At 38.7% G+C, this 21204-nt stretch carries 16 protein-coding genes; 9 read left to right on the top strand and 7 right to left on the bottom strand.

Features of this window, described 5'->3' with window-relative positions; genetic code table 11:
• Positions 1-53 precede the first annotated feature (53 nt).
• From EL087_RS08885 to EL087_RS08875, 3 genes are all read left to right on the top strand, one after another.
• Positions 54-260: a hypothetical protein gene (locus tag EL087_RS08885; protein ID WP_003027825.1), complete on the top strand. Its 207-nt coding sequence runs from the start codon at positions 54-56 to the stop codon at positions 258-260.
• Positions 261-379: 119 nt separating this feature from the next.
• The gene (aspS, locus tag EL087_RS08880) at positions 380-2134 is read left to right on the top strand and encodes an aspartate--tRNA ligase (RefSeq protein WP_126408040.1); all 1755 of its coding nucleotides are present in this window, start codon (positions 380-382) and stop codon (positions 2132-2134) included.
• On the top strand, positions 2121-3056 hold the full coding sequence (locus tag EL087_RS08875; RefSeq protein WP_003027823.1) for a YitT family protein: 936 nt from the start codon (positions 2121-2123) through the stop codon (positions 3054-3056). Before aspS ends, EL087_RS08875 begins: the two co-directional genes overlap by 14 nt.
• A 103-nt stretch (positions 3057-3159) precedes the next feature.
• On the opposite strand, the gene pulA is transcribed toward EL087_RS08875, so the two are convergent.
• From pulA to EL087_RS08845, 6 genes are all read right to left on the bottom strand, one after another.
• Positions 3160-5235: a type I pullulanase gene (pulA, locus tag EL087_RS08870; protein ID WP_126408039.1), complete on the bottom strand. Its 2076-nt coding sequence runs from the start codon at positions 5233-5235 to the stop codon at positions 3160-3162.
• Between the two features lie 13 nt (positions 5236-5248).
• Positions 5249-6235, bottom strand: coding sequence for a LacI family DNA-binding transcriptional regulator (locus tag EL087_RS08865; protein WP_003027820.1), 987 nt, complete (start codon positions 6233-6235; stop codon positions 5249-5251).
• A gap of 10 nt (positions 6236-6245) precedes the next feature.
• Positions 6246-7058, bottom strand: a complete 813-nt coding sequence (locus tag EL087_RS08860; RefSeq protein ID WP_126408187.1) for a DUF1189 domain-containing protein — start codon at positions 7056-7058, stop codon at positions 6246-6248.
• Between the two features lie 95 nt (positions 7059-7153).
• A complete protein-coding gene (locus tag EL087_RS08855) occupies positions 7154-7996 on the bottom strand; it encodes a sugar ABC transporter permease (protein WP_126408037.1) in 843 nt (280 codons plus the stop codon).
• 1 nt (position 7997) lies between these two features.
• Positions 7998-9293 (bottom strand): sugar ABC transporter permease, encoded by a 1296-nt coding sequence (locus EL087_RS08850; protein ID WP_022526080.1) that lies wholly within the window; start codon positions 9291-9293, stop codon positions 7998-8000.
• 73 nt (positions 9294-9366) lie between these two features.
• Positions 9367-10626 (bottom strand): extracellular solute-binding protein, encoded by a 1260-nt coding sequence (locus EL087_RS08845; protein WP_126408035.1) that lies wholly within the window; start codon positions 10624-10626, stop codon positions 9367-9369.
• Between the two features lie 328 nt (positions 10627-10954).
• Here EL087_RS08845 and malQ point away from each other — a divergent pair, with 328 nt between their 5' ends.
• From malQ to nrdI, 4 genes are all read left to right on the top strand, one after another.
• The gene (gene malQ, locus EL087_RS08835; protein ID WP_126408033.1) at positions 10955-12478 is read left to right on the top strand and encodes a 4-alpha-glucanotransferase; all 1524 of its coding nucleotides are present in this window, start codon (positions 10955-10957) and stop codon (positions 12476-12478) included.
• Between the two features lie 25 nt (positions 12479-12503).
• Positions 12504-14762 (top strand): glycogen/starch/alpha-glucan family phosphorylase, encoded by a 2259-nt coding sequence (glgP, locus tag EL087_RS08830; RefSeq protein WP_003027814.1) that lies wholly within the window; start codon positions 12504-12506, stop codon positions 14760-14762.
• A 159-nt stretch (positions 14763-14921) separates the two neighbouring features.
• A complete protein-coding gene (locus EL087_RS08825) occupies positions 14922-15431 on the top strand; it encodes a hypothetical protein (protein WP_003027812.1) in 510 nt (169 codons plus the stop codon).
• Between the two features lie 75 nt (positions 15432-15506).
• Positions 15507-15962 carry a class Ib ribonucleoside-diphosphate reductase assembly flavoprotein NrdI gene (nrdI, locus tag EL087_RS08820; RefSeq protein WP_003027811.1) on the top strand — a complete coding sequence of 152 codons (456 nt, stop codon included), beginning with the start codon at positions 15507-15509 and terminating at the stop codon, positions 15960-15962.
• A 54-nt stretch (positions 15963-16016) separates the two neighbouring features.
• Here the strand turns inward: nrdI and argS are convergent, their stop codons facing one another.
• Positions 16017-17705: an arginine--tRNA ligase gene (gene argS / locus EL087_RS08815; RefSeq protein ID WP_126408032.1), complete on the bottom strand. Its 1689-nt coding sequence runs from the start codon at positions 17703-17705 to the stop codon at positions 16017-16019.
• A gap of 103 nt (positions 17706-17808) precedes the next feature.
• Between argS and argR the strand changes: the two genes are divergently transcribed.
• Both argR and mutS read left to right on the top strand, forming a co-directional pair.
• Positions 17809-18249 carry an arginine repressor gene (gene argR / locus EL087_RS08810; protein WP_003027809.1) on the top strand — a complete coding sequence of 147 codons (441 nt, stop codon included), beginning with the start codon at positions 17809-17811 and terminating at the stop codon, positions 18247-18249.
• A 257-nt stretch (positions 18250-18506) separates the two neighbouring features.
• A complete protein-coding gene (gene mutS / locus EL087_RS08805) occupies positions 18507-21068 on the top strand; it encodes a DNA mismatch repair protein MutS (protein WP_126408030.1) in 2562 nt (853 codons plus the stop codon).
• Positions 21069-21204: the final 136 nt, after the last annotated feature.

The following is a 21204-nucleotide window of genomic DNA, read 5'->3' as shown; positions in this document are numbered from 1 at the left end:
ATGGCTTTTTTCTCATAACATAGTAGAATGTTGAAGTAGAAGTGGAGAGAACAATGAAAAAAATAATCATTCCGTCTGTAATTCAGTTTCTAATTGTTTTTTTGATTATAGGAGGAATTGCCTATTTTGTAAGAGGGGATTTCTTTTTTCGGTTTTTAGCACCGATTTTTGGCTTAGCAGCAGGGCTATTGCGCTTAGCATCAAGTTATGTGGTTAAGGTTTTGCATCCTGAATTATATGACAAAGAAAGTAAGAGGTGAGTCATCATCTTCTTTTGTAAAAATATTACGTTAAGATATGAAGTTTTTGAAAAGCATATCTTCTTTTTCATCGCTTTTGTGGTAAAATAGTAAAAGAATTAAAAGTTTGGAGAATAAAAATGAAACGTTCAATGTATGCCGGACGTGTTCGTAGTGAACATGTTGGTCAAAAAATCACTTTGAAAGGTTGGGTGTCCCGTCGTCGTGACTTGGGAGGACTGATTTTCATTGATTTGCGTGACCGTGAAGGCATAATGCAGCTAGTTATCAATCCTGAAAATGTGGCTAAAGAAGTCATGGAAATCGCTGAAAGTTTACGAAGCGAATATGTGATTGAAGTGACTGGAAAAGTAGAAGCCCGTACGCAGGCGAATGATAAATTGGCAACGGGAGCTGTTGAACTACACGTGGAGAATCTGACAGTTCTCAATACGGCCAAAACGACTCCATTTGAAATCAAAGACGGTATTGAAGCGAATGATGATACCCGTCTCCGTTACCGTTATTTAGACCTTCGTCGTCCTGAAATGTTGGCAAATTTGAAATTGCGGGCTAAGGTAACACATTCTATCCGCAATTACTTAGATGAGCTTGAATTTATTGATGTGGAAACGCCCTTCCTTACTAAGTCAACTCCAGAAGGGGCGCGTGATTATTTGGTACCAAGTCGAGTGAACCAAGGTCATTTCTATGCTCTGCCACAAAGCCCTCAAATTACCAAGCAACTGTTGATGAATGCTGGATTTGATCGGTATTATCAAATTGTAAAATGCTTCCGTGATGAGGATTTGCGTGGAGACCGTCAACCAGAGTTTACACAAGTTGACTTAGAAACTTCTTTCCTATCTGATCAAGAAATTCAAGATATTACAGAAGGCTTGATTGCTCGAGTGATGAAAGAAACGAAGGGGGTTGAGGTTACACTACCATTCCCACGAATGAAATATGATGATGCAATGGCTTTGTATGGAAGTGATAAACCAGATACACGTTTTGAGATGCTATTGCAAGACTTGACAGATCTTGTCAAGAGAATTGACTTCAAAGTTTTCTCAGAAGCACCAGCTGTTAAAGCTATTGTTGTGAAAAATGCAGCTGACAGCTATTCGCGAAAAGATATAGATAAGTTGACAGAGCAAGCAAAACAGTATGGAGCAAAAGGACTTGCTTGGGTGAAAGTGGCATCAGGTGAACTAAATGGACCAGTTGCTAAGTTTTTGAAAGACTTGACAAGTGACTTGACAGATGCTTTACAGCTTGAAGACAATGATTTGGTTCTTTTTGTAGCGGATACTCTAGAAGTTGCCAATGCAGCACTAGGTGCTTTGCGTATACGCTTGGCAAAAGAGTTGGGCTTGATTGATGAATCGAAATTTAATTACCTTTGGGTTGTGGATTGGCCAATGTTTGAATGGTCGGAAGAAGAAGGTCGTTATATGAGTGCACACCATCCCTTCACTCTTCCACAAGCGGACACAGCTCATGAATTAGAAGGTGATTTGAGCAGGGTTCGTGCTATTGCTTATGATATTGTCTTGAATGGTTATGAATTGGGTGGTGGAAGTCTTCGTATTAACCACAAAGATTTGCAAGAACGAATGTTTAAAGCCCTTGGTTTTTCTGAAGAAGAAGCTACTGATCAATTTGGTTTCTTGCTAGAAGCAATGGATTATGGTTTCCCGCCACATGGTGGACTGGCAATTGGACTCGATCGCTTTGTCATGTTGCTGGCTGGTGAGGAAAATATCCGCGAAGTGATTGCTTTCCCTAAAAACAACAAAGCAAGTGATCCAATGACTCAGGCACCAAGCATAGTTGACGCCAAACAACTTGAAGAATTAAGTTTACAAGTAGAAACTCATGAAGAAAAGTAAGATTTACAAACGATTGCGTTATTATTTGCGCCGTCTAGCCTATGATTTTAAGTTGATACGAGTACTTAAGAGTATTTCTCGTGAGAAATACGATGAAAAGATTTCTGCTTCGCTCATTTATGGTTTTCTATCTGCGGTTGCAGTGAATCTTTTCTTTCAACCGGGACATGTTTATTCAAGTGGTGCGACTGGATTGGCACAGATTTTAGCTGCTTTAAGTACACGTTTTTTAGGATTTACTATTCCGGTTTCTGTGACTTTCTACCTCATCAATATCCCGCTGATGATTTTGGCTTGGTATCAAATTGGGCACAAGTTTACGGTATTTACTTTTATAACCGTTTCCATGAGCTCGCTGTTTATCCAGTTTGTTCCTGAAGTGAGTTTAACAAATGATCCGATTATCAATGCCTTGTTTGGTGGGGTCATCATGGGAATGGGAATTGGCTTTGCTTTGCGTTCCAATATTTCTAGTGGTGGGACGGATATTGTCAGCTTGACGGTTCGGAAGAAAACCGGCAGAAATGTGGGAAATATTTCCTTTATGGTCAATGGCATGATTATGATTATTGCCGGTGTGACTTTCGGCTGGAAATATGCACTATATTCGATGATTACGATTTTTGTGTCAAGCCGTGTGACAGATGCAGTCTTTACTAAGCAAAAGAAGATGCAGGCGATGATTATTACCAGTCATCCCGAAGAAGTTGTTGATAAAATTCATAACAAATTGCATCGTGGTGCAACCATGGTTAATGGTGCAGAAGGAACTTACAATCATGAAAAAAAGACTGTTTTGATTACAGTCATTACGCGTGCTGAATTTAATGAATTTAAACATATTATGCGTAAAACTGATCCGCATGCTTTTGTATCGGTAGCAGATAATGTTCACATTCTTGGACGTTTCGTAGAAGAATAAAATATCAGATTGGCTTGTTTAGCCAATCTGATTGTTTTTTGTTATGTGACTTTCAGTCCGTCTCGTGGTTTTTAGTGCGAGACAAATAAAACAGATGTTACGATTATTTAAGTACGAGAACTTGTTTTGCAGGGACAGTATAGGAATCTTTGTTAGTATTGAGAGGAACGTCAAGGCTGATCTCTGGGTAGTTGATAAAAATAGCTTGTTTATCCTGATTTGGATAGCTAAATGCTTCATTTCCAAAGTTAATGAGGATTGTGATTTGATCTTCTTTTTCTTTAATTTTATATTCGACCACAGAATCAGTTAGCCATTCGACAGAACAGTAATCTTTAATTTCTGTTCTTGTTTCCAAACTGAGGAGCGGATTTGCTTTTCTGAATTGGACTAACTGGCGAATAAAATCTACGTCTTTCTCATATTCAATGGAGCGTAGCCAATCAAGACGGTTGATGGTGTCTGGAGCATTATAAGTATTATCCATGAGGTTTTTACTGCGGAAAAACTCTTGCCCGCTATGGATGAATGGTACTCCCTGAGCTAACAAAGTAATATGCAAAGCAAGTCGTGCATCTGCTAACCGCTTATTTAGAGAGATATCTGGCTTTTTAATTGTAAAATAATCAAAAGCCGTTGCATCGTCATGGCATTCCACGTAGTTGATAGCTTGCTGGGGTGCAATAAAATGTGCTGTTTCCGTTAATCCAACATTAGCTGTCAATACATTTTCTATCGTATCTATTGGTTTGGAATCTTGGATTTGACTGCCTTCTAAAATCGTTTCTTTGATTGTATTGCGGAAGTGGTCGCTGAAAAAACCATAGCTTGGTAACTGAGCGGCGTTGAATTGATGTGCAAGCCGATTGCTATCCAGTCCGGTGGCCATACGCCACCCTTCTCCATACAAATAAACATTTGGATAAAGAAACTTCAATTCCTCTGCAATCTGCTTCATGGTTTCCATATCTAGAATGCCCATGAGGTCAAAGCGGAAGCCATCCATTCCATAAAGAGTTAGCCATTGTTTGAGGGAATGCTTAATATAGCTACGAACCATTGCCCGCTCACTTGCCACATCGTTCCCACAGAAAGTCCCATTTGTCAAATTGCCGTTGTGATCGTAGCGGAAGAAATAGCCTGGGACGATTTTTTCAAAAGCATAGGCTTTAGGATCGTAGACATGATTGTAAACGACGTCCATGATAACACTAATGTCGGCTTGATGATAAGTAGCGATTGCTTCTTGCAATTCAACGATTCTTGTATAAGGATCATGTGGATTCGTTGCAAAGCTACCGTCAGGAAGATTGTATTGCATAGGGTCGTAGCCCCAGTTATACACGAGTTCTGTATGATTTTCATCAACGCTGCCAAAATCATACAAAGGCATGAGCTGAATGTGGGTTACTCCAAGCTGTTTGATGTAATCCATTCCTAAAGTATGCTCTTGCAATTGCGGAGACTCTGTTAGGGATTTGAATTTACCAGGGTAAGAAAACTCAGCTTCTTTTTGCATGGAAAAATCTCGCACACTCATCTCGTAGATAACAGCTTTTGTTATTGGAATTTGTGTTGCTGCTCGGTGAATTGGGCGAGTAATTTTCTCTGGATTGACAACATAACTAACGCCAGAATTGCTTTCTGAAGATAAGGCATAAGGATCGTGTACTTCCACCCAATGACCATTCACTTTGTGTAGATAGTAATAAGCCGCCCCATCAAAATCTCCAGAGACTTCTGCTTGCCAAACTCCTTTTTCTCCGAGCATCATTGGGTAAATGTCATTTTGCAAATGAAGCAATACTTGTTCAGAAATTGGTGCCCAAAGCTTAAAAATAGTTGCTTGTGGAGTATAATGAGCCCCTAAATCGCTTCCGTTGTAGGTAAATGTTTGGTCAAAAATCGGTTTTCTCACAATATGGCGAAATTGTAAGAAAGTTTTATTGCGATCTTGGTCGTAAATCCAATAATGGCTAGCTAAGTCCAGCGGTTCAAGAGGAGCAAGACTGTATTGCACGAAGTTGTCATGTTCTCCTACAGCTCTTATCCGTAAAGTTTCTGCACAATCAACCGTTTCAATTGTAAATTGTAATGGTTCGGCATAAAATTGTTTTTCTAACTCAATAGTGATGAGACTTTGGTCATCTAAATAGGCTTGGAATGTTCGGAAAGCCATAAACTTCCTTTCTTTATCGTTCGATAATGCGATGTGGAATCAATTGGCGATAGCAAATTTGTCGATTTTCTTTGGTATCATTGATAATTTGTAGAATAGTCTTGAACGAAACCCGCCCTAGCTCTAATGTGTTAATGTCTACATAAGCTGTTAAATCAAGTTTGGGTTTAATAGAGTCAAAGGCTAGAGTGGGAACAGACAATTGATTTTCATTTAAATAATTACAAACTCCTTCTGCCAGCATACTGTCTGTTGTGATAATAGCATCAATTTTTGTATCATGACTGAGAAGGCGCTTGGTAAATTGATATCCTTTGTCTTCCAAAAATTCATTTGCAAAGGCTGTATTTTGAGGGTCAAGCTCTAAGTGATAATCCTCTAGTGCTTTTTGATACCCTTTATAGCGATCTTGCGTTACAAATAGTCTTTTGCTACCACCAATAAAAGCAATATTGTGGCAGTCTTTTTTGATAAAATATTCTGTTGCATCATATCCAGCTTGGATATTGTCATTATCCACCAAAGGAATAAACGGAGAAAGCGATTTTCCTAAAATTAAGAAAGGAAATTGTTCTTCACTGACCATTTTCACTAGTGGATCATTTTCTTGAGAGTAGAGAAAGATGAGTCCGTCTACTCGTTTGCCAAGAACCATTTGGGAAATAGCTTCCATGCGTTCCTTTTCATTTTTTCCGGTTGCAATTTGGATAGCGTAGTGATGCTCGGAAGCCACCTGAGCAATTCCGCGGAAAACAGAAGGAAAGAACGGATTTTGATAAAAAGTGTCTGAATCATCAGGTAAAACAATCCCAATGACTTGTGTGTAACTGCTAACAAGACTACGTGCATTGAGATTAGGGTGATAATTCAATTCTTTCATAGCCTTGCGGACTCTTTTTTTTGTTTCATCGCTAATGCTGGATTTGTTTTGAATCACACGGGTAACGGTAGAAGGCGAAACTCCTGCCAATTTAGCAACTTCTTTAATAGTAACTCGCATAAAAAACCTCCTACTTTTTCATTTTTTCATCACGGAAATGTGTCCGATAGAAAATAATGATGAGATAAAGAACAAAAAGAATGTTTTGAATGGTAATCATAGTGGTCATGGCTTGACCGAACAATAACCCTGCTGCAACAGCAATCAAAGTTGGCAATCCCAAACAGTTCAAAGCAAAGTGATAGCATTCTTTGACTGTTTTAAAGGAGAAGAGACGGGATTTTTTCGTTAAATAAAGGAAAAAAGTAGCACCTAGAAGGACAATAAAGAAGTTTAATGCCAATAGAAATCCTGAAATCAGAATCAAAAATAGACTGACTGTCACACGATTTTGTTGGAACCAGTCTTGAGAAATAGCAGCGCTCAGAGCGGCTTTATCTTTCAAAGCAGCTTGATTAATATGCTGGTATTGAATTTCTGCTAGTTTTCTTCCTTTTTTACTAATAACCAATTGCTTTGGCTCAAAAGCAAGCGTTAACTTTTCTTCTAAGGTTGTATTCTCTTTTCCAAGAATGACAGTTCCCGTTTTGCTATTGTGAGTTGCTTGCTGGCCAGAATAGCTAAATTGATGATTTTCTATTTTAGCGTTCTCTGCAATATCAGCCATTGTTTCTTTTGTTAGCGAGTCAAAAACACCGTCTACAAAAGTGGTGAGTGGGTAACTTTTGAGTGAAGAATTTTGAATCGCAATTGGTATCATGGATAAGGAAATTAAAAAGACACTAGTGAAAATCAGCTGAAACCATGTCAGCAATTTCCGATTAGCAAAAGGCTTTTTAAAACCATAAATACTGGAAAAATAATTAAATGGATAAGGTAACATAAGCATTTCTTTCTAAAATTTATAATCAGGTGACGACCAATAAACTGTGTTTATTGGCTATCATACAACTATAAATAAAAGAGGGTGGGACAAGATTATCCCTTGTCGCCACCACTTGTTAAACCAGATACAAAGTTCTTTTGTAGGAAGAAGAATAAGATACAGATTGGCAAGGCAATCAAGATAGCACCTGCTGAGAAGTAGGCAATCTTCAAATTCTTCACATCACTAACAAAGGTTTGTAAACCAACAGCAACTGTATAGAATTCTTTTTCACGAAGTAAGAAACTAGATAAGATATAGTCTCCAAATGGTCCCATGAAAGCCCAGAGAGCTTGTACAGCGATCATTGGGCGAACGAGTGGCAGTACAATTTGCCAGAAGCGTCTGAAGTGACCAGCACCTTCCAATTTAGCGGACTCATCAAGCGAGATAGGTACAGTATCAAAGTACCCTTTCATGAGCCAAGCGTTCATTGGGATACCACCGCCAACATAAAGGAAGATGAGGAACCAACTGTGGTTGAGCGCATTTAACATCAAAGCCATAACGAAGAAGGCAGTAAGGGCTGCCATTGTTGGTACCATTTGAATGATTAAGAAGAAAACCAAACTTTGTTTTCTAGCGAGGAAATTATAACGGCTATAAGCGTAACCAGCTAGTACAACTATACTTGTTTGGATGATCATTGTCAAGATGGCAATGATTAAGGTGTTAAAGTACCAAGTACCGTATAGAGTTTCGGTAAAGAGCTTGCTAAAGTTTTCAAAACTGAAATTAATATCAGTATCCAACTTGAACGCAAGGACATTCCCTGTCTTGAAAGCGGACATAATCGTGATCAAGAGAGGATAGATAATGATAATAGATAAAGCCACTAAATAGAAATAAGTTAGGAAGTGGTTTAAACGGCGTTTAAATTTAATAGAATTATTCATCTTACACATCCTCCATATCAAATGCATGTAGTTTCTTGAACGCAATCATGGAGATTGAAATCACGATAAGAGAAATGATAAGTGTTACCGCAGCAGCCATTGAGTATTGAGGAGCTGCACCTGTCGTTAAACGATAAATCCATGAAATGAGGATGTCAGTCGAACCTGCACCACCACCAACTGTACCAGGACCTCCATCATTAAAGAGGTACATGATAGAGAAGTTGTTGAAGTTGAAAGTATACTGACTGATGAGTGTAGGGGCAGCAACTGCTAAAATCATTGGGAAAGTGATATTGCGGAATTTTTGCCATGCATTTGCACCATCAATGTAAGCTGCTTCGTAAAGATCGTTTGGAATGGATTGCAAGATACCAAGTGTCAATACATAGATGTAAGGGAATCCAAGCCAACCTTGCATCATAATCAAAGCAATTTTAGTCCAGGTTGGATCTGTTTTCCAAGGAATCAGATGTCCATTTAAGAATGGCAAAACTTTACCAAGAAGCGGAATGACTTGGGTATTGATCGCACCGATACTATCGTTGAACATGTTACTGAAAGTTAAGATAGTGATAAATGCTGGGACAGCCCAAGGCAGTAGGAAGATAACGCCGAAAATGCGTTTTCCTTTAATAAATGGTTGGTTTGCAATAATAGCGGTAAAAATACCAATAACGATTTGGACGGTTGAGGCAGTCAGTGCCCAGATAATAGTCCAACCAAGAACGGCTCCAAAAGCAGAACGGAAAGTGCTAAGTCGCCAAATATTAGTGAAGTTTGTCACGCCAACCCAATCCAAGAGCTTGGTTGGAGGCAAATGTTGGAAATCATAGTTTGTAAAGGCGATTAAAAGAGTGACCAATACAGGGAAAATGATAGCAAAAGTCATTGCAATATATGAAGGAATAATCAATAGGTAAGGAAAACCATTAGCGTAAATTCCTTTTAACATATCTTTGAAAGTCGTAGGAACTGGATAATCATTATTCCAACGTTTCGCAATAGTATAAGCATCTTTTAAATTGAGAGCATAAAAGATGAAATAAACAATGACAAGAATAAAGTGGAATGCACCACGAATCAACATGAAAAGAGAGTTATCGCGTCCAGGCACCTCACCGAGAGTAATTAAGTTTCCTAACTCAGGAGCAGCAATGGCGAAAAAGTAAATCAAAAATAAGATGGTAACTCCTAAAAAGATAGCCCCTTTTGCTTTTTGTTTATTATAAATTTGCCCAAGTCCTGGGATGAGGGAGAGCAGCAATGCTTTACGTGGCTGTTGTTGTGTAGTCATCAGAGTCTCCTTTTTCTAAAATATAGAACTCGACTGGTGCTGCCAATCGAGTTCTATCCTACCTCAATCTGTTTTATTTTTTACCAAATTTTTGATTGATAGTATCTTTAATCAATTTAACGGCATCATTTACAGCGGTTTTAGTATCTTTTTTACCACTTACAGCATCAAAGAGCATACTTGCTGCTGGATCCCATACAGTACTCATTTCAGAGATATTTGGCATAGGTTGAGCAGATTGGAATTGTTTAATAACAGCTGAAGTCAATTCATCATTCTTTCCTTCAGCGTATTTACGAGCCTCTGTGTTTGCAGGTACTTCGTTTGTAGCATCATAGAAAGCTTTTTGTTGTTCAGTCGAAGTCAAGAAGTTAACAAACTTTTGAGCTGTTTTGGCATTTTTAGATCCTGCAGGGATGACCCAAGCTTTACCACCACCAAAGGTTTGATAGTTTTTACCATTTGGAAGTGTAGGAATAGTGGCAACACCATAGTTCACTTTAGCTTCTTTGAATGATGCAGCTTTCCAAGGGCCTTCAATGATAGCAGCTGTTTTACCTGATTGGAATTGAGTTTGAATTAAGTTTGCGGCACCTTTAGTATCTTGCATTCCTTTTGGCCATTTTGCATACCAAGTTTTAGCGTATTCAACACCTTTGATAGAACCGTCATTTGCAAGTCCAATGTCTTTAGGATCAGTACCGTTCTTACCAAAGACATATCCACCATTACCCGCTAACAGACCATAAGTGTAGTAGAAGTTTGTCCAGTCAGCAAGGAAACCAGTTGTTTTGCCATTTTCGCTAGCAAAAGCATATTTGCTGTCTTTTGCTAGTTCTTCTAATTCAGCAAATGTAGTTGGAGCTTTAGAAACAAGGTCTTTATTGTAGTACATTACTAATGTTTCGATAACGGCAGGTGCGCCATAAGTCTTACCTTTTGTAGTTACGAGTGCTTTTGTTGTGCCATCAGTCATTGAACCTTTGTCAAGTTTCACTTCTGAAAGTTGACCGTCCGAACCGAGACTACCTACGCGGTCATATGGAGACATCATAACGTCTGGAGCCTTGCCAGATTGGTTGTCAAGTGAAAGATTTTCAAGACCTTTAAGTTGGTCACCTGTCTTAATAGTAACTTTTGTACCAGTTTCTTTTTCAAAAGCAGCAGCAGCTTTCTTCATGTAGCCTTCGTATTGTTTTTCTACGTAGGCTGTAATGTTCTTGCCGTCGCTAGAAGAAGAATTACTTGTTTTACTTCCGCAAGCTACTAAAAGCAAACTAGCCAACCCTACAGTTCCAAGAACTGCAGCACTTTTCAACATTTTACGTTTCATGATTTATTCCTCCTAAAGAATAAAATAATAAGATAACAATTTAAAATAGTTTACGCAAACGTTTTCTTAAACTATACTTAGTATACCACAAACAGAAAACGGTTGCAACACTTTTTTTAAAAATCTTGAAAATTTTTTATTTTCCACTCCAAAAATCTTGATAAAATATAGAAGAAAATGATTCAATTGTCCAAAATATTTTAAAAATTTACAAAAAAACTAGAAAAATGGTTGCACACAGACCGGAATTAAGTTATAATCAAATCAACGCAAACGTTTTCGTTAAATGAATGCAAAATTTAACAGAAAAATTTATTGAGGTGATAAGATGAAAGAGCGTCAAAGTGGTGTTCTCATGCATATTTCTTCTCTTCCAGGAAAATACGGAATCGGCTCATTTGGGAAAAGTGCTTACGATTTTGTGGATTTCTTGGTAAGAACAAAGCAACGCTACTGGCAAATTTTGCCTTTAGGCACGACCAGTTATGGAGATTCTCCTTACCAATCATTCTCTGCATTTGCGGGAAATACACATTTTATTGATTTTGACCGACTGATTGAAGAGGGTCTACTTACTGAAAGTGATCTTGACGGTTTAGACTTTGGACAAGATCCAAGAAAAGTAGATTATGCGAAAGTTTTCAACAATCGTAGACCGGTTTTAGAAAAAGCTGTGAAACGTTTCTTAGAACGCGGAGATTTAGCGGCTTATGAAAAATTTGTAGCAGATAATGCGTCTTGGCTTGAAGTATTTGTTGAATACATGGCGATTAAAGAGCATTTCGACTTGAAAGCTTGGACGGAATGGCCAGATGCAGCGGTACGTCGTCGTGAAGCGTCTAGCTTGGCAACTTATCGCGAAAAGCTAGCTGATCGATTGACCTATCATCGTGTTACGCAATATCTCTTCTTCAAACAATGGTTAGAATTGAAAAATTATGCTAACGAACATCATATTGAAATCGTTGGCGATATGCCAATCTATGTGGCAGCTGATAGTTGTGATGTGTGGGCACAACCTCATTTCTTTAAAACAGATGCACTAGGTCAACCAACATGTGTAGCAGGATGCCCGCCAGATGAATTTTCTGCAACCGGTCAGCTTTGGGGAAATCCAATTTATGACTGGAAAGCAATGGACGAGGACGGATACAGTTGGTGGATTGAACGGTTACGTGAAAGTTTCAAGATTTATGATGTAGTTCGCATTGACCACTTCCGTGGCTTTGAATCTTACTGGGAAATCCCTGCTGGCTCCGATACAGCCGCTCCTGGTAAATGGGTTAAGGGACCTGACTATGCTTTGTTTAAAGCTGTGAAGGAAGAATTGGGTGAACTAAACATCATCGCCGAGGACTTGGGCTTTATGACCGACGAAGTAATTGTTTTACGTGAAAAAACTGGTTTCCCTGGTATGAAAGTGACTCAATTTGCCTTTAATCCAAATGCTGAAAGCATTGATAGCCCACATCTTGCTCCGAACAATTCTGTTATGTACACAGGGACACACGACAACAATACTGTTCTTGGTTGGTATCGTGATGAGATTGATGATGCTACACGTGAGTATATGGCTCAATACACCAATCGCAAGGAATATGAAACAGTTCCTCATGCAATGTTACGAACTATCTTTGCTTCTGTTAGCTTTATGGCAATTGCAACCATGCAAGATTTACTAGAGTTAGATGGTTCAGCTCGCATGAATTACCCATCAACTATCGGTGGCAATTGGTCATGGCGTATGACAGCAGATGAATTGGACCCTGTGATTGAAGCGGAGTTATACAGCTTGACGAAAACATATCGTCGTTTAAATAAAAAATTATTAAAGAAAGAGAATGAATTGTAACGTTCTTTTCTAGGTAGGAGAAAAAATGTCAAATTTACAAGAATTTATCCAACAAACTTATCAAAAGGAAATTGCTGAATGTAGCAATGAAGAATTGTATATTGCCCTTTTAAACTATACAAAATTGGCTAGTGCACAAAAGCCAGTTAATACTGATAAAAAGAAATTATATTACATTTCAGCAGAATTTTTGATTGGAAAACTGTTGTCAAACAACCTCATTAATCTTGGCCTTTATGATGATGTCAAAAAAGAGTTGGCAGATGCTGGTAAAGACTTGATTGAAGTGGAAGAAGTAGAATTAGAACCTTCACTTGGTAATGGTGGTTTAGGACGTCTGGCTGCTTGTTTCCTTGATTCTATCGCAACACTTGGTTTGAATGGAGACGGTGTAGGCCTGAACTATCACTTTGGTCTTTTCCAACAAGTCTTGAAAAATAATGAGCAAACAACAGTACCAAACTTCTGGTTGACAGAGCAAAATTGGTTAGTAAAATCAAGCCGTAGCTATCAAGTACCATTTGCTGATTTCACTTTAACATCAACTCTTTACGATATTGATGTGCCTGGTTACAAAACAGCTACTAAAAACCGTCTTCGTCTGTTCGACCTTGACTCAGTAGATGCAAGTATCATTGAAGATGGGATTGACTTTGATAAGACAGATATTGCTCGTAATTTGACTCTATTCCTTTATCCAGATGATAGCAATAAGCAAGGTGAATTGCTCCGTATCTTCCAACAATACTTTATGGTGTCAAATGGCGCACAATTGATTATTGATGAAGCGATTGAAAAAGGTAGCAATCTTCATGACTTGGCTGACTATGCTGTTATCCAAATCAACGATACACACCCATCTATGGTCATTCCAGAGATGATTCGTCTCTTGACAGAACGTGGCATTTCTCTTGATGAAGCAATCAATATCGTTAAGAATATGACGGCTTATACAAACCACACAATTCTTGCTGAAGCGCTTGAAAAATGGCCACTTGAATTCTTGGAAGAAGTTGTTCCACACTTGGTTCCAATCATCAAAGAATTGGATAAGCGCGTGAAGGCTGAATACGCAGATCCAGCTGTTCAAATCATTGATGAACACGATCGTGTGCACATGGCTCACATGGATATTCACTATGGATATAGTGTCAATGGGGTTGCTGCTCTTCATACAGAAATCTTGAAAAACTCAGAACTCAAAGCCTTTTACGATATTTATCCAGAAAAATTCAACAATAAAACAAACGGAATCACCTTCCGTCGCTGGCTCATGCATGCAAATCCACGCTTGTCAAATTACATTGATAGCTTGATTGGCCGCGATTGGCACCATGATGCTTCAAAATTAGAAGACTTACTTGAATTTTCTGGTAAGGCTGATGTGAAAGCTGAACTTGAAAAAATCAAAGCTCATAACAAACGGAAATTAGCTCGTCACTTGAAAGAGCACCAAGGTGTTGAAATCAATCCTGAATCAATCTTTGATATCCAAATCAAACGTCTTCACGAGTATAAACGCCAACAAATGAATGCTCTTTATGTCATTCACAAATACTTGGATATCAAGGCCGGAAACATTCCTGCGCGTCCAATTACAGTCTTCTTTGGTGGGAAAGCTGCTCCAGCATACACGATTGCGCAAGATATTATTCATTTAATCCTTTGCTTGTCAGAAGTAATTGCTAACGACCCAGAAGTTTCTCCGTACTTGCAAGTCGTTATGGTTGAAAACTATAATGTAACAGCAGCTAGCTTCTTAATTGCAGCCGGTGACATTTCTGAGCAAATTTCCCTTGCTTCTAAAGAAGCTTCAGGTACTGGTAACATGAAATTCATGCTAAATGGTGCTTTAACGCTTGGTACGTCAGACGGTGCGAATGTTGAAATTCATGAATTAGTTGGCGATGACAATATTTATATCTTCGGTGAAGATTCTGAAACAGTTATTGATTTGTATGCCAAAGAAGCTTATAAGTCAAGTGAATTCTATGCTCGTAAAGCAATCAAACCGCTGGTTGATTTCATTGTCAGCGATGCCGTTCTTGCAGTTGGTAAGAAAGAGCGCTTGGAACGACTTTACAATGAATTGATCAACAAAGACTGGTTCATGACGCTTCTTGACTTGGAAGATTATATCGAAACAAAAGAACGCATGTTTGCGGATTATGAAGACCGTGATGTTTGGCTTGAAAAAGTTCTTGTCAATATTGCAAAAGCAGGCTTCTTCTCTGCTGACCGTACGATTGCTCAATATAACGATGAAATTTGGCATTTGAACTAGTTCAATAGCGAATAGGCCCCTTGATTGGTAGTTGAGGGGCTTTTGTTTGAAAAAAATAAAGGACACTAGTGAAACTTTTGTTTATTTTTGTTGCCATTTTTGACTGCGTACGTTATAATAAATAAAACTGAAAACTTTTTCACAACGAGGAGGATTATTGTGAAAAAACGACCAATTTATCTATATGTCTTGCTGACACTATCAGCCATTCTATCATCTTTTACATTTGTAGGAACCTTTTTTGGCAGTGAAAAAATAACGAATACAAGTTCTTATAAAGGACTGTCTGAAACGGTTGTGAAGCAAATCGTGGAAGTAACTGAAAGAAGTCTTGTCTTTCTTCATAATATTCCGCATAAAATATTAGTTGTCCTTTCAATTTTATTGTTGATTGCTGCTATTGTGTTTATCGTCAAGAAAAACATTTTATACGCTAATTTTGCCTATATTGCTTATGTGTTATTAGGAATTATTGGGACAATTTACAATTATATCGGTGGTATGCCACTCAACAATCTTTATAAGGATCAAACGATGCGTGCCACAGCAATCTCATCGACAAGAGTTTTGACCATTATTTATTTTGCATTTAATATTCTTTTCCTTGTTATTGTCTTTTTCAAGATGAAACGGCAGCAACAAGACTTAGCAAAAGAAGAATTACAATAGTTGACAAAACATATCTATTAGCTTAAAATTTTAAGAGAATGATAGATGTGTTTTATTTTTAGAAAGTGAGAAAATATGAAGATTTCCTTAGTTTATATTAGCTTAAGTGGCAACACAGCGAGTTTTATCAAACGTTTGTCTGCTTTTTTGCAAGAGCGACATGAAAATGTTGAGATTGAGCAGGTGGATATAAAAGATATGGTGAAAGAGGAGCGACCATTTTACGCCATGTCTCAGCCCTTTGTAGCCTTTTTGCCAACCTACTTAGAAGGTGGGAATGGTTTGGATAATGGAGATGTGGAGATTCTTACCAATGATTTAGGTGACTTTATCGCTTTTGAAGAAAATTACAAACGCTGTTTTGGCATTGTTGGTAGTGGTAATCGTAATTTTAACAACCAATATTGTTTAACAGCTAAGCAATATGCAGAGCGATTTGACTTTCCAGTCTTGGACACATTTGAACTTCGTGGCTTGAATGAAGATGTCAAACGAATTGGTCTGAAAATTGAAGAATTATACGGAATGTAATAAAAAATCCTATCGTTGTAAATACCGATAGGATTTTTTGATAGGGTTAGAAAATTACATTTTTTCTGGAGCATCAACGCCGAGAAGACGAAGAGATTCTTTTAGAACAACAGCTGTTGCGTAGCTGAGAGCCAGACGGCTGTCACGTTCAGGGCTTTCGTCCAAGATACGAGTGTGTGCGTAGAATTTGTTAAATGCTTGTGCAAGACTGATCGCATATTTTGCAATGAGTGATGGGTCATAATTGTCAGCTGCACGTTTGACAACACGGGCAAAATCTTGTAGCAGTTTAATGATTTCCCAACTTTCAGCATCATCTAGGCTGTATGTTGCTTCAGCACTTGGCCTGAAGTCAGCTTTGCGAAGGATTGATTGGATACGTGCATAAGCGTATTGGATGTATGGACCTGTTTCTCCTTCAAAGGATACCATGGCTTCCAAATCAAAGTCGTAACCGTTGCGACGGTCTGTTTTTAAATCGTAGAATTTAACAGCTCCTACCCCGACAGCACGAGCAACAGCCTCTTTGTTTTCAAGGTCAGGATTTTTGGCTTCAATTTGTGATTTAGCACGACTGATAGCCTCTTGGAGAGTTGGCTCAAGAAGGATGATATTTCCTTTACGTGTAGACAATTTTTGGCGGTTCTTTGTTACCAATCCAAAGTCTACGTGAATCATATCATCGCTCCAGTCAAATCCCATCTTCTTCAAAACGGCTTTTAATTGTCTGAAGTGATTAGCTTGTTCTTGACCTACAGCATAAATGTTTTTAACGAAGTTGTAAGTGCGAGCACGGTACATAGCTGTCGCAATATCACGTGTAATGTAAAGTGTTGCTCCGTCAGATTTCTTAATCATAGCTGGTGGCAGATTGACATCATCAAGGTTGACAATGCTAGCCCCCTTAGACTCTTCCAACAATCCTTTTTCTTCAAGGATTTTGATGCCTTCGTCCATCTTGTCATTATAGAAGGCTTCACCAGCCAGACTATCGAATTCAACACCAAGCAATTTGTAGATACGGTTAAATTCTTTCAGGCTTTCGTCGCGGAACCATTGCCATAATTCAGTAGCTTCAGGATCGCCGTCTTCTAGTTTTTTGAACCAGAGGCGACCTTCGTCATCAAGCTCAGGATCTGTTTCGATTTCCGCATTGATACGAACGTACAGTTTCAGTAATTCATCAATTGGATTTGCTTCGACGGCTTCTTTGCTGCCCCATTTTTTATAGGCCACCATTAAAAGACCGAATTGTTTTCCCCAGTCACCTAAGTGATTGATTTTAATGGTGTTATAGCCCAATTTACGGAAAATATTAGAAAGGGCATCACCGATAACAGTTGAGCGCAAATGACCAACTGAAAATGGTTTTGCAATGTTTGGGCTGGAGAGGTCAATGGTGATGTTTTCTCCATTTCCTTCATTTTGCTGACCATAGTTATTTCCTTCTTTTACAATTTCTTTGATAACTTGAGCTGAAATTTTTGATTTATCAAGGAAGAAATTAACATAAGGACCAGTTGCCACTACTTTTTCAAAGTTTGTTGAGTCAATTTTTTCTGCAATGTCTGCTGCAATTGCTTGAGGCGCTTTTCGTTCTACTTTCGCTAAAGAAAAGGCAGGAAAAGCGATATCACCTAAATCTGAGCTTTTGGGTTTTTCTAGTAAATTTAAAATAGCGTCTTGGTCTAAGCTGTCAATGACCTTAGCCAATTCACTTGCAATCAATTGTTTATTATCCATGGTTTCTCCTTTGGTCTTTTACTAGTATTTTAACATATTTTTTGACGAATCTTCAATTTTTTTGGTATAATTTTGAGTATAAATATACATTATTGAGGATAAAATGAAAAAGAGTGAACGTCATAAACTAATTAAGCGAATGATTAAGGAAGAAAAACTGAGTACACAAAAAGATATTCAGGATCGTTTAAAGGCACAAGGCATCATTGTAACACAGACAACCCTCTCTCGGGACTTACGTGAAATTGGATTGACGAAAGCCAAGAAAAACAATGAAGTTTATTATGTTTTAGCAGATGAAACAAATAAAATCGATTTGGTTGAGTTCTTGTCTTATCATGTAGAGGGTGTTTCTCGGGCGGAATTTTCCTTGGTTCTTCATACTCGCTTAGGAGATGCTTCTATTCTGGCTAACTTTGTGGATGCCAATAAAGGTGAGCTGATTTTAGGAACGGTAGCAGGGGCTAACACGCTCTTAGTTATCTGTCGTGATACAGCAGCTGCAAAACAAATGGAAGAGCAGCTCCTTGAGAAAATGGATTAAGAGAATGAATGATGAGGCTGGGACAAAGAGCTCAGCTTCCTTTGTTTATGTAGTCAACAAGACGCAGTAGCTGATTGCTCAACAGTCTCCCAGACTGTTGAGCAACCCTGCGGAGGTGAGACTACGAACTGAAAATTTTCAAGATGAGTCCTGTCCCACTCCCAGCTATGCGGATGTGGGACGACGAAATCAAGTTTCTACGAAACTATTGTTTTCTATCCCACTCTTATCACTATTAACCAACAGAAAGGATGAGAATGACAAAAGAAAAACTATCTCCAGGAATGCAACAGTATTTAGATATAAAAAAAGATTATCCAGATGCTTTTTTGTTGTTTCGCATGGGAGATTTTTATGAATTATTCTATGATGATGCGACCAATGCGGCACAGATTTTAGAGATTGCTCTGACTAGCCGCAATAAAAACTCGGAAAATCCAATCCCAATGGCAGGAGTTCCTTATCACTCGGTGCAGCAATACATTGATGTCTTAATTGAAGCAGGCTATAAAGTTGCGATTGCAGAGCAAATGGAAGATCCTAAAAAAGCGGTTGGAGTAGTCAAACGTGAAGTGGTGCAGGTCATAACGCCGGGGACGGTTGTTGATTCTTCAAAGCCAGACAGTCAGAACAACTTTTTAGTGGCTTTGGATAAGCTGGCAGGTATATATGGGCTGGCTTATATGGATGTGGGAACAGGTGAATTTCAAGTTACAACTCTCAGTGATTTTAACATGGTCTGTGGAGAAATCCGAAACCTACGAGCGCGTGAAGTGGTCATAGGGTATGAATTGCCTGAAATGGAGCGTCAAGTATTGGAGACTCAAATGAATCTCCTTTTATCGCAAGTAGAAACTACATTTGATGATGTTCAGCTACTAGGAAAGGACTTGTCGCCGCTAGAGCATCAAGTAGCTGGAAAATTATTAGAGTATGTTCATAAAACGCAGCTACGTGAGCTTAGTCATTTGAAACAAGTTTATCATTATGAAGTCAAAGATTTCTTGCAGATGGACTACTCAACTATGGCAAGTCTGGATTTAACAGAGAATGCTCGGACAGGAAAGAAGCACGGTAGCCTTTATTGGTTGATGGATGAGACCAAGACAGCTATGGGAACGCGATTGTTGAGAGCGTGGATTCAACGTCCGTTGATTGATAAAGAGCGAATCGTCAAGCGGCAGGATGTAGTGCAAGTCTTTTTAGATCATTTCTTTGAGCGCAGTGACTTATCAGACAGTCTCAAAGGAGTGTATGATATTGAGCGTTTAGCCAGTCGGGTTTCGTTTGGCAAGACCAATCCGAAAGATTTATTACAACTTGCTGCGACATTGAGTCATGTACCACAAATTAAGGGAATTTTAAAAGGAATTGACAGCCCAGTTTTGGAAGATTTGATTGCCAAATTGGATGAAATTCCTGAATTGGCGGCCTTGATTCAGTCAGCAATTTCATCGGATGCTCCAAATGTCATTACAGAGGGTAATATTATTAAAACAGGTTTTGATGAAACTTTAGACAAGTATCGAGTGATCATGCGAGATGGAACGAGTTGGATTGCAGATATTGAGGCGAAAGAAAGAGAAACTAGTGGAATTAACAACCTGAAGATTGATTACAATAAAAAAGATGGTTATTATTTCCATGTCACCAATTCCCAGCTTGAACACGTTCCCAGTCATTTTTTCCGCAAGGCAACTTTGAAAAATTCGGAGCGTTTTGGTACGGAAGAGCTGGCTCGTATTGAAGGCGAGATGTTGGAAGCGCGTGAAAAATCAGCTAATTTGGAATACGAGATTTTTATGCGCATTCGTGAGGAAGCTGGTAAATATATCAAACGCCTGCAATCTTTGGCGCAAACTCTGGCAACGGTTGATGTGCTGCAAAGCTTTGCAGCTGTAGCTGAAAAGCAACATTTTGTGAGACCAGAATTTATTGAGCAGCGCTCTATCCAAATTGATAAAGGGCGGCATGCGGTTGTAGAAAAAGTTATGGGTGCACAAACCTATATTCCTAACAGCATTTCAATGAACGAGAATGTTAATGTTCAGCTAATTACAGGTCCAAATATGAGTGGGAAGTCAACTTATATGCGGCAGTTAGCGATTGTTGTGATTATGGCTCAAATGGGCTCTTATGTTTCAGCTGAAAGCGCTCAATTGCCGATTTTTGATGCCATCTTCACTCGAATTGGTGCGGCAGATGACTTGGTATCTGGACAATCAACCTTTATGGTAGAAATGATGGAAGCAAATCATGCTATTTCTCAAGCAACAGAAAATTCACTCATTCTTTTTGATGAGTTAGGAAGAGGAACAGCGACCTATGATGGCATGGCGCTTGCTCAAGCTATTATTGAGTATATTCACAATCGGACAGGAGCCAAGACACTTTTTGCGACTCACTATCACGAGTTGACAGAACTGTCAACTAGCTTGACACAACTAGAAAATGTCCATGTAGCAACCCTAGAAAAAGATGGTCAAGTAACATTTCTTCATAAGATTGAGGTTGGACCTGCTGATAAATCTTATGGGATTCATGTAGCAAAAATTGCAGGTTTGCCAAATGATTTGTTGACAAGAGCGGATCAAATATTGACACGATTAGAAAGCCAAGCAAATGAGAAGTCATCTTTTGGCATCTCTAATACATTGCCTGCGGATGCTCGTGAAAAAAATCAAGTGGCTGAGCAGATGTCTTTATTTACAGAAGCAACCGAATCACCTATTTTAGACGAGTTGCGCCAGTTGGACATTTATAATATGACCCCAATGGAAGTGATGTTGGCTGTGGCAGAGATAAAGAAGGAACTTTAAAATGTTGAAGCTATAGTGGATGTGACTGGCTAACAGCTTAATTTGCTGAAATGTCATACCAGAATTGCAGCTAGGGTCTAATCTTCAAACCACAACAATTTAGTAAGCTATGATCGTTTTCTATCAATCTGCATTC

This window comes from Streptococcus milleri (assembly GCF_900636525.1).
In the GTDB taxonomy this organism is placed as follows: domain Bacteria; phylum Bacillota; class Bacilli; order Lactobacillales; family Streptococcaceae; genus Streptococcus; species Streptococcus hominis.
The sequence above is the reverse complement of the archived record's forward strand: the minus strand, read 5'-3'. Positions and strand labels throughout refer to the sequence as shown.